This window comes from Teichococcus deserti (assembly GCF_001982615.1).
GTDB classification, from domain to species: domain Bacteria; phylum Pseudomonadota; class Alphaproteobacteria; order Acetobacterales; family Acetobacteraceae; genus Pseudoroseomonas; species Pseudoroseomonas deserti.
In genome coordinates, this window is the sequence record NZ_MLCO01000214.1 from 1 (window position 1) to 9,745 (window position 9,745).

At 72.9% G+C, this 9,745-nt stretch carries 8 protein-coding genes; 6 read left to right on the forward strand and 2 right to left on the reverse strand.

The genetic code is table 11. The annotated features are described in order from the left end of the window. Positions 1-104: 104 nt before the first annotated feature. From ftsY to BKE38_RS20340, 5 genes are all read left to right on the forward strand, one after another. Entirely contained in the window at positions 105-1,043 is a 939-nt protein-coding gene (gene ftsY, locus BKE38_RS20320; protein ID WP_076959081.1) for a signal recognition particle-docking protein FtsY, read from the forward strand. A gap of 192 nt (positions 1,044-1,235) precedes the next feature. Next, positions 1,236-2,081 carry an endonuclease/exonuclease/phosphatase family protein gene (locus BKE38_RS20325; RefSeq protein ID WP_076959075.1) on the forward strand — a complete coding sequence of 282 codons (846 nt, stop codon included), beginning with the start codon at positions 1,236-1,238 and terminating at the stop codon, positions 2,079-2,081. Then, the gene (locus tag BKE38_RS20330) at positions 2,078-3,589 is read left to right on the forward strand and encodes a phospholipase D family protein (protein ID WP_076959076.1); all 1,512 of its coding nucleotides are present in this window, start codon (positions 2,078-2,080) and stop codon (positions 3,587-3,589) included. Before BKE38_RS20325 ends, BKE38_RS20330 begins: the two co-directional genes overlap by 4 nt. A 187-nt stretch (positions 3,590-3,776) precedes the next feature. Then, positions 3,777-4,556: a creatininase family protein gene (locus tag BKE38_RS20335; RefSeq protein ID WP_076959077.1), complete on the forward strand. Its 780-nt coding sequence runs from the start codon at positions 3,777-3,779 to the stop codon at positions 4,554-4,556. Positions 4,557-4,738: 182 nt separating this feature from the next. Beyond that, positions 4,739-6,631, forward strand: a complete 1,893-nt coding sequence (locus BKE38_RS20340) for a sensor histidine kinase (protein WP_076959078.1) — start codon at positions 4,739-4,741, stop codon at positions 6,629-6,631. A gap of 4 nt (positions 6,632-6,635) precedes the next feature. On the opposite strand, the gene BKE38_RS20345 is transcribed toward BKE38_RS20340, so the two are convergent. Beyond that, positions 6,636-7,511, reverse strand: a complete 876-nt coding sequence (locus BKE38_RS20345; protein WP_076959079.1) for a Hint domain-containing protein — start codon at positions 7,509-7,511, stop codon at positions 6,636-6,638. Between the two features lie 197 nt (positions 7,512-7,708). Between BKE38_RS20345 and yddG the strand changes: the two genes are divergently transcribed. Beyond that, complete coding sequence (gene yddG, locus BKE38_RS20350) at positions 7,709-8,617, forward strand: aromatic amino acid DMT transporter YddG (RefSeq protein ID WP_278247632.1); 909 nt, start codon at positions 7,709-7,711, stop codon at positions 8,615-8,617. 43 nt (positions 8,618-8,660) lie between these two features. Here yddG and argC read toward each other — a convergent pair whose 3' ends face one another. Next, positions 8,661-9,638 (reverse strand): N-acetyl-gamma-glutamyl-phosphate reductase, encoded by a 978-nt coding sequence (gene argC, locus BKE38_RS20355; protein ID WP_076959080.1) that lies wholly within the window; start codon positions 9,636-9,638, stop codon positions 8,661-8,663. Positions 9,639-9,745 lie beyond the last annotated feature (107 nt).

Consider the following 9,745-nt stretch of genomic DNA (forward strand, 5'->3'; position numbering starts at 1 on the left):
CGGTCGAACTGCCCCCGATCGCGCCCCCGGTGCCGCCGCCGACCCCGCGCGAGGTGCCGCCGCCGATCCGCGACACCGCCCCTGAGCCAGAGCAGCCGGCGGCCGTGGCGGAGGAGCCTGCCCGGGGCGGCTTCTTCGCCCGGCTGCGCAGCGGGCTGCAGCGCTCCACCGCCAAGCTGACCGAAGGGCTGACCGGCCTCTTCACCAAGCGCAAGCTGGACGATGCGGCGCTGGAGGAGCTGGAGGAGGCGCTGATCACCGCCGATCTCGGCGTCGCCGCCGCCCAGCGCATCGTGCAGAATTTCCGCAGGTCGCGCTTCGGCAAGGAGGTGACCGACATCGAGGTGAAGGAGGCGCTGGCCGAGGAGATCGCGGCGATCCTGACCCCGGTCGCCCAGCCGCTGGCCATCCATCCGGGCAAGAGGCCGCATGTGGTCCTGGTGGTCGGCGTCAACGGCACCGGCAAGACGACCACCATCGCCAAGCTCGGCCAGCAATATGGCGAGCAGTGCAAGAAGGTCGCCTTTGTCGCCGGCGACACCTTCCGCGCCGCCGCCGTCGAGCAGCTGCAGATCTGGGGCGGCCGCACCGGCGCGCTGGTGCATGCGCCGGCGAAGCAGGGGGCGGACGCCGCGGGCCTCGCCTTCGACGCGCTGAAGGCGGCGCAGGCCGACGGCACCGAGATCCTGCTGGTCGACACCGCCGGCCGCCTGCACAACAAGGGCGCGCTGATGGAGGAGCTGCGCAAGGTCATCCGCGTCATGCAGCGCGTCGACCCGACCGCGCCGCATTCGGTGCTGCTGGTGCTGGACGCCACCACCGGCCAGAACGCCACCCAGCAGTGCAAGGTTTTTTCCGAGTTGGTGAACGTGACGGGTCTCGTCGTCACCAAGCTGGACGGCTCGGCCAAGGGCGGCATCGTCGTGGCGCTGGCCCAGGAATTCGGCCTGCCGGTGCATGCCGTCGGCGTCGGCGAGAAGGCCGCGGACCTCCGCCCCTTCGACGCCCGCGACTTCGCCCGCTCGCTGCTCGGCCTGCAGTAGCGCCAGCGCGAACGAGCCCGGCCCGCGGACATGCCGGGGGCGCAACCCAGCCGCTGCGAGGCGCCGGCCGCGCTTGGAAACCCGGGCCAGGGCTCCTAGGTTCCAGCTACGTGGCGTCCCCGCCACGCGGAGTGGAAGACGGAGCGACGGCGTGCTGCCCCCGATCGACCAAGAAGAAGCCTGGACCCCGGCATGACCGGATCCGAGACGCCGCAGGGCGGCCTGGCCGCGCTGCGCCAGGCGCATGGCATTCCGGCCCTGCCCGCCATCCCGCTGGACCCGGTCAGCCAGGCGCCGGTCACCGTCGCCTCCTACAACGTGCACAAATGCGTCGGCACCGACCGCCGCTTCGACCCGGCGCGCATCGCCCGCGTCATCGGCGAGATCGCCCCCGACATCATCGCCATCCAGGAGGCCGACCGTCGCTTCGGCCGCCGCACCGGGCTGCTGGACACCGCTGCCCTCGAGGAAGCCGGGCTGAAGCTGCTGCCGATCTCCCGCCTGCCGGACGGGCATGGCTGGCACGGCAACGCGCTCGCCGTGCGCGCCGGCACGCCGCTGTCGCTGCAGCGCATCGCGCTCCCGGGCGCCGAGCCGCGCGGCGCGGTGATCGCCGAGCTCGAGCTGCCGGCCGGCAAGCTGCGCGTCATCGCCGCGCATTTCGGCCTGCTGCGCCGCTGCCGCACCCGCCAGGGCGCCGCCATCCTGGAAGCCATCGGCAGGGGCGAGGCCATGCCGACCCTGATGATGGGCGACCTGAACGAATGGCGGCCGGGGCGGCGCTCCTCGCTGCGGGTGCTGGAAAGCTTCTTCGGGCCCGCGGGCTTCGGCCCGGCCAGCTTTCCGGCGCGCATGCCGGTCTTCGCGCTGGACCGCATCCTGGGCTGGCCGCAGGGCGTGGTACGGGAGGTCAGGGTGCATGACACACCGCTGGCCCGCACCGCCTCCGACCACCTGCCGCTGAAGGCCAAGCTGGTGCTGCATGCCCGCGCCGCCAGCCAGGGCGTGACGATCCCGGGCATCCAGGCGGCGGCATGACCGGCCGCCTCCTGGCGGAGCCGCTTCCGCCACCGATCCCGATGGCGCCGATCCGCGCCGGAGCCCCGCCTGCGCCCTCGAAAGCCGACGAGGTGGTCGAGATGCTGCTGCACGATGCCGAAGGCGCCGAAGCCGCCACCAGCGGCGTCAGCCTCCTGCCCGGCGGGCTGGAAGCCTTCATGGTGCGCGCCGCCTCGACCCGCGCCGCCGGGCGGACGCTGGACCTGCAATATTACCGCTGGTCGGACGACGTCACCGGCGGGCTGCTGGCGCGCGAGGTTCTCCGCGCCGCGGATCGGGGGGTCCGGGTGCGGATGCTGCTGGACGACAGCTATGCGCTGGGGGTCGAGCGCCGCATCACCCTGCTCTCGGCGCATCCGCGCATCGAGGTGCGGCTGTTCAACACCGCCCGGCTGCGCTGGCTGGGACAGCTCGGGCTGGGGCTGGAATTCGCCCTCGGCGGCTGGCACCTGAACCACCGGATGCACAACAAGTCCTGGGTGGTGGATGGCAGGCTGGCGCTGGTCGGCGGCCGCAACATCGCCGACGCCTATTTCGATGCCTCGGGCGGCGAGTTCAACTTCCGCGACCTGGACCTGCTGATCGCCGGCCAGGCCGCCCGCCAGGCCCAGGACATCTTCGACAACTACTGGGCCAGCAGCCTGGCCAAGCCGGTCGAGAGCTTCGCCGGCACGCGCGGCCTGTCGAGCGAGGCGCTGCAGGGCTTCCGCGAGGAGCTCGAGGAAATCCCCGAATCGGGCAAGGCCAGGCCCTATATCCAGGCACTGGCCCGCAAGCGCCGCGTGCTGCTCGACCCCGGCAACCACCTGCTGCCGGCCGAGGAGACGGTCCGCATCATCGCCGACCCGCCCGCCAAGGCGAAGGGCCGCGGCGTCGCCGGCAGCCTCTATCCGGCGATCGAGGCCATGCTGCGCACCGCACAGCGCGAGGCGGTGCTGATCAGCCCCTATTTCGTCCCCGGCCGCGCCGGGCTGCGGCTGATCGGCCAGCTGCGCCGCCGCGGCGTGAAGGTCACCGTCATCACCAATTCGCTGGCCGCCACCGACGTGGTCGCGGTCCATGCCGGCTATGCGCGCTACCGCCCGCGGCTGCTGCGGCTGGGCGTCGAGCTCTACGAGCTGAAGCGCAGCGGCGCGCATGGCAGCGGCGTCTTCGGCTCGCGCGGGGCCAGCCTGCACACCAAGGCGGTGATGGTGGATGGCGAGCAGGTCTTCGTCGGCTCCTTCAACCTCGACCCGCGCTCGGCCAACCTGAACACCGAGATGGGCGCCTTCGCCCGCCATCCCGGCCTGGCCCGCCAGCTGGAGCACGAGCGCAAGCGCCTGACCGATCCGCGCCGCAGCTTCAAGGTCAGCTACCTGGCGCCGCTGCGCCGCCTGGCCTGGACCGACGAGACGGGCACCATCCGCCACGAGCCGGTCGCGCCGCTCGGCCGGCGGATCATGGCGCGGCTGGTGCGGTGGCTGCCGATCGAGGCGCAGCTCTGAGCGAAGAGCAGCGGGTTTAAGCGAAGAGTCCGGGGGCATTGAATGCCCCCAGGCCCCCCCATTCATGGGCGTCCCGCCTCAGGCCTCGAAGTGCCAGGGAATGGCGGGGTCCGGGGGCAGCGCTTCTGGCCTCCCCTGTCTTTCTGCCCCAGCCTCGTCCTGACGAATCGCCAAGGAAGAGGCTCCGATGATCGTTCGCTGGGAAAAGCTCACCGCCCCCGAGTTGCGGGCGCTGGCGGCGCGGGACGCGCTGGTGGTGCTGCCGGTCGCCGCCCTGGAGCAGCATGGCCCGCATCTGCCGGTCTGGACCGACAGCATGATCGGCCATGCCTGCTGCGTCCGTGCCGCGGAGATGGCCGGCGACCTGCCGGCCGTCGTGCTGCCGCCGATGTGGACGGGCATGTCGGAGCACCACCTGCCCTTCGGCGGCACGATCAGCCTGGATTACGCCACCTTCCACGCCGTGCTGCGCTGCGTCTGCCGCTCGCTGAAGGCGCAAGGCTTTCGCAGGCTGTTCCTGGTGAACAGCCATGGCGGCAACATCGACCCGATCGCGGTCGCGGCGCGCGAGCTTGGCCTGGAATTCGCCATGCCGGTGGTGGCGACGACCATCTTCAAGGTCTCGCCCGAGATCGGCCGCATCCTGGAGACCCAGCCCGGCGTGCAGCATGCCTGCGAGGCCGAGACCAGCTTCTGGCTGCACCTGCATCCCGCCGAAGTGCGGCAGGACCAGATCGCCCATTCGCTGTCCGGCCCCGGGGTGCAGACCGGGGAGGCCTTCACCCGCTTCTGGTCCTTCGCCGAGCGGGCGCCTGAGACCGGGGTGCGCGGCGACCCGCGCGCCGCGACCGCCGAGAAGGGCGAGAAGCTGCTCGCCGCGGTGGCCGGTGCCCTGGCCGGGGCGATGCGCGACCCGCTGCTCTGGCGCACCCCGCATGCGGTCTGGGACGGCGCCCCAGCCCCTTGATCCGGCTCGACTTTAGCAGGGCACGGGCGTGGCGCCTTGGCGCCACGGTCGCGTAACGACCATCCTAATTTGCGAGAAATTGCACTTTCCGAAAAATAGAACTTGATGGGACCAATTTGCCTGTGGCGGGATGCGGCCGTTGCCTCACCTTTTTGTGATTCGGCCACAGGAAGCGTTGCCACATGGTCCTCCGCAGCCCCCCGCTGTTGACCCTGGGTCTCTCCGTTCTGCTGGGCGCCATGGCGCTGGCGCTGCTGCGCGCCGCCTCGGGCGACCATGTGCAGGAGCTGACCGCCGCCATGCTGCGCCATTCGGCCGGCAGCGCGCTGCAGCAGCTGGAGCAGCGGCTGCGGCAGGAGGTGGAGATCGCCGCCCTCGCCTTCCCCGAGGCCGCGGCGCCCGGGAAGGACAAGCCGGCCAAGCCGGCGCCGGTCGCCGCCGGGCTGCTGCGGCAGCGCGGCTGGCTCGGGCTGCAGCGCGGCGACGGCGCGGTCGTGGCCTGGCGCCAGGCGGCCGAGGCGGGGCTTGCCTGGCCGGCCGATGCCGAAGGGCTGGCCCGCGCGCAGGGCTTCCAGCAGATGGTGCTCGGCCCGCTGCGGCCGGCGACCGCGACGATGCCGGCGCACCTGCTGCTGCAGGCGCCGATGCCGGTGCAGCAGGGCGGCGACGTGCTGACCCTGGTGCTGCCGGCCGGCTTCCTGGCGCAGCGGCTGCGCGAGCAGGCGCATCCGGCCGGGCTGCGGCTGCGGCTGGTCGACCGTGCCGGCGCCGAGATCGCCCGCCGCGCCCCCGCCGGCGACGACGGCGCCGAGCAGCCGGCGGAATGGCTGTCGAGCGAGATCCAGGGGCTGCAGCTGGCCGCCGCCCTGGCCGGCCCCGCCCCGGACTGGCTGCCGCAGCCCTCGCGGCTGACGCTGGCCATGGGGCTGGCGCTGGGCCTGGCGCTGATCCTGGTCTGCATCCTCGGCTACAAGACGCGGCGCGGCCAGGCGGCGCAGCGGGCGCTGGACGCGGCCCTGGCCGAGGCCGAGGCCGAGCGCCGCCTGTCCGACATCGCCGCCAACCTGCCCGGCGCCATCTACCGCCTGGTGCGCGGCCCGGACGGGGTGGTGGCCTGCACCTATATGAGCGAGGGCGTGAACGCGCTGCTGGCCGAGCCCGCCGGCAGCTCGCCCCGGCATTCGCTGCTGCGCGGGCTGACGCCGGAGACGCGGGAGAAGCTCGACACCGCCCTGCGGCACTCGGCCGAGACGCTGCAGCCGATGCAGGTGGAGGGCGACGTGCTGGCGGCCGATGGCCGCCGGCTGTGGCTGCGCAGCCAGGCCAGCGTCCATCCGCTGCCGGATGGCGGCATGCTGTGGGACGGCGTGCTGCTGGACAGCACCGAGCAGCGCCGGGCGGAGGAGCGCGCCGGCCTGCTGGCGCGCGAGGTCGACCACCGCGCCAAGAACATCATGGCGGTGGTGCGCTCGCTGCTGCTGCTGACGCCGCGCGACGTGCCGCCGGCGGAATTCGTCGCCAACCTCGACGGCCGCCTCTGCGCGCTGGCCCGGGCGCATGACCTGCTGGCCGGCCAGGGCTGGGCGGGGGCGGAGCTCGAGCAGGTGGTGCAGCGCGAGCTCGCCACCTACGACCAGATCGCGGGACACGCGCAGATCAGCTGGTCCGGGCCGGCCGCGCGCCTGGCCCCCGGCAGCGTGCAGCCGGTGGAGATGATCCTGCACGAGCTCTCGACCAATGCCGCCAAGCATGGCGCGCTGTCGCGGCCGGGCGGGCTGGTCGAGCTGCGCTGGGCGGCCGCACCCCAGGGCGGGCTGCTGATCGACTGGCGCGAGAGCGGCGGCCCGACGGTGCAGGGCGAGCCGGGCCGGCACGGCTTCGGCTTCCGCCTGATCCACACGCTGGCGCGGCACCAGCTGGCCGGCGGCGCCACCTTCCTGTGGTCGGCCGAGGGGCTGCAATGCCGCATCCGCCTGGGCGCCGCCAGCGTCGCCGCGGTGGAGGCGATGCCGGCGCCGGCGGCTTCCGACCCGCCGCTCGACATCCCGGCGCCGCCGGTCGCGCGCCAGGCCTGAGGGATCAGGCGGCCTCGGGCCGTAGCAGCGCCGCGCGCGCGGCCAACCGGGCCCGGAGGGCCGGCGGCAGCTGGCGCGGCGTCTTCACCCGCGGCGCGGCCAGCTCCCCGGTCGCCGCCGGCGCGTCGCCGTAGAGCGCGACGAATTCGGCGAAGTTGTCGAAGCGGCTGCGCGCGGCATTGTCGACGAAGCTTTCGGCGGCGACGCCCTCGGCCAGCACCAGCGCATGGTCGGCGAGCTCGACATGGACATAGGTGAAGCGTGGCGCCGGCGCCGCGACCTGGCGGATGCTGTGGCCGTTCACCAGCGCCGCGGCCTCGGCCAGGACGCCGTCCAGCATCAGCGCGTGGCGGGGCGAGACGAAGAGGTCGCGGGCCGGCAGGGCCTCGCCCAGCGCGCCGGCCTGCAGCCGGATCGGGAAGCAGGCGCGCGGATCGGCGAAGCGCGCCGCCACCGTCCGGCGGCCCAGCCAGCGGACCGGCCGGTCACGGCCGTCGGCGCAGCGCACCAGGTCGCCGATCGCCAGGCTTTCCACCGGCACCTCGCCCACGGGCGTGGCGATGCGTGTGCCCTCGAGGAAGCAGAGCACATAGGTCTCGCCGTCATTGGCCGGCTCGTAGCCGTTCGAGCGGAAGGTGTCAGTGAAGAAATAATCGCCCGGCGGGAAGCCGGAGGTGGTGCTGATCAGGGTGGCGACGAAGCCGTCGTCGCTGGCGAACTTGAAGGAGAAGACGAAATCCTCGCCCAGCCGCTCCATCGTCACCGTGTCGCCCGGCGACAGGTTGGCGTCCTCGCTCTCCGCCACGATCAGCGAGGCCGAGCCGATCACCGCGCCGCTGCTGTCGAGCTGGTGCAGGGTGTTGAATTCGTAGCGGGCCATGACGGTGTTCCCTCCCGGAATTTACGCAGATCGTAACATCCCGGACATTCGGCACCACCATCGCCACGCTGCCGCTCGTCCGCCGCCGGCAGCGCGGGCCAGCCCTGCGGCGGACGCGGCGACAGCGGCGGAACGTCATCTTGCGGAACCGCCCTGTCCCCGCTTGAACCCGCCGCGATTCCTCTTCCAGGCTGCCCATGACGGCGATGATTTCGAGCGGCCCGCTGACCAGCGGCAGGGCCACCGCGACCGGATTGCTGGCGATCCTGCTGTGGAGCGCCGTCATCGGCCTGATCCGCAGCGTCAGCGAGAGCTTCGGCCCGACCGGCGGCGCCGCGCTGATCTACAGCACCGCCTGCGGCCTGCTGCTGCTGACCACGCGGCCGCCGAAGTTGCTCGACTTCCCGCGCCGCTACCTGGCCTGGGGCGGGCTGCTCTTCGTGACCTACGAGATCTGCCTGGCGCTCTCGATCGGCCATGCCGGCAGCAGCCGCCAGGCGATCGAGGTCAGCATGGTCAACTACCTCTGGCCGACCTTCACCATGCTGGCGGCGATCCTGTTCAACGGCCAGCGCGCCGGGCCGCTGATCCTGCCGGGGGCGGCGATCTCGCTGGCCGGCGTGCTCTGGGTGCTGGGCGGCGATCAGGGGCTGGACCCGGCGGCCCTGGCGGCCAATGTCCGGAGCAACCCGCTGAGCTACGCGCTGGCCCTGGCCGCCGCGGTGCTGTGGTCGGTCTTCTCGGTGGTGACGGCGCGGATCTCGGGCGGCAAGAACGCCACCATCGTCTTCTTCGCGCTGACCGCCGCCGTGCTGTGGATCAAGTATGCGGCGATGGGCGGCGGCTCCATGGCCTTCACCCCGCGCTCGGCCGGCACGCTGCTGCTGGCAGCGGCGGCGATGGGCTTCGGCTATGTCGCCTGGAACATCGGCATCCTGCACGGCAACATGGTGATGCTGGCCGGCGCCTCCTATTTCACGCCGATCCTCTCGGTCGCGCTGTCGGCGCTGGTGCTCAGCACGCCGCTGGCGCTGTCCTTCTGGCAGGGCGCGGCGATGGTCTGCGCCGGCTCGATGCTGTGCTGGATGGCGACGCGCGGACGATAGCGCGCGTCGCCTGGCCCCGGGCTGGGCCCGTCGCGGCCAGAGCTCACGGCCAGACGGGCGCGCCCTCCAGCCCCCGGGCCTCGGGCAGGCCGCAGATCAGGTTGGCGTTCTGCACCGCCTGGCCGGCCGCGCCCTTGCCCAGATTGTCGACCACGCCCATCGCGATCACCAGGTCGCGGGCCGGATCGGCGGCATAGCTGACGAAGGCCAGGTTCGAGCCGGTCGCCCATTTGGTCTGCGGCGGCGTCTCGGTCACGCGGACAAAGGCGCGGCCGGCATAGAAGCGCTGCGCCGCCGCCAGGCATTGCGCCGTGCTGGCGCGGCCGCGGCAGTAGATGGTGGCCAGCAGGCCGCGGGTCATCGGCACCAGATGCGGGGTGAAGACCAGCCCGGCCGCGCTGCCGCCGCCCAGGCGCTCGATGGCGCGGGCCATCTCGGGCATGTGGACATGGCGCAGCAGGCCATAGGGCACCAGGTTCTCGTTGCTCTCGGCATAGCCGAAGCCGCTGGAGGCGCCGCCGCGGCCGGCGCCGGAGATGCCGGTCTTGGCGTCGATGATGATGTTGCCCGGCTCGATCAGCCCCTCGGCCAGCAGCGGCGCCAGCGCGGTCAGGGTTGCCGCCGGGAAGCAGCCGGGATTGGCGACGCGGCTCTGCCCCCGGATGCGCCCGGGCCAGATATCGGCCAGACCATAGGCCCAGCCCTCGGCGTCGCGGTGGTCGCCGCCGATATCGACGATCTTCACGCCTTGCGGCACGCGGGCCAGCGCCTCGGCCGAGGCGCCGGTGGGCAGCGAGGCGAAGAGCAGGTCGAGCGGCGGCAGGCCGGCCGGGTCCCATTTCTCGATGACCAGCCCGGCCAGCTTCGCCGGCAGGCCGGGGAAGCGGTCGGCCAGGCGGCTGCCGGCGCTGCCCTCGCCGGCGGCGTAGACCAGCTCGAAGTCCGGGTGGCCGGCGACCAGGCGCATCGCCTCGCCGCCGCCGAAGCCGCTGATGCCGACAATGCCGACGCGGATGCTCATGATGGTGTCCTCTGGGATGCAGGCAAAAGAAAACCCCCGGAGCCGGGGGCTGCGGGGGTTCGGAAAGGCGGGCCGGGCGGCGCCCGCGGGCGGGGCCTAGAGGGAGG

Coding starts and splice junctions, on each gene's coding strand:
- BKE38_RS20325 (WP_076959075.1), top strand. CDS start 1,236: ATGACCGGATCCGAGACGCCGCAGGGCGGCCTGGCCGCGCTGCGCCAG.
- BKE38_RS20330 (WP_076959076.1), top strand. CDS start 2,078: ATGACCGGCCGCCTCCTGGCGGAGCCGCTTCCGCCACCGATCCCGATG.
- BKE38_RS20335 (WP_076959077.1), top strand. CDS start 3,777: ATGATCGTTCGCTGGGAAAAGCTCACCGCCCCCGAGTTGCGGGCGCTG.
- BKE38_RS20340 (WP_076959078.1), top strand. CDS start 4,739: ATGGTCCTCCGCAGCCCCCCGCTGTTGACCCTGGGTCTCTCCGTTCTG.
- BKE38_RS20345 (WP_076959079.1), bottom strand. CDS start 7,511: ATGGCCCGCTACGAATTCAACACCCTGCACCAGCTCGACAGCAGCGGC.
- yddG (WP_278247632.1), top strand. CDS start 7,709: ATGACGGCGATGATTTCGAGCGGCCCGCTGACCAGCGGCAGGGCCACC.
- argC (WP_076959080.1), bottom strand. CDS start 9,638: ATGAGCATCCGCGTCGGCATTGTCGGCATCAGCGGCTTCGGCGGCGGC.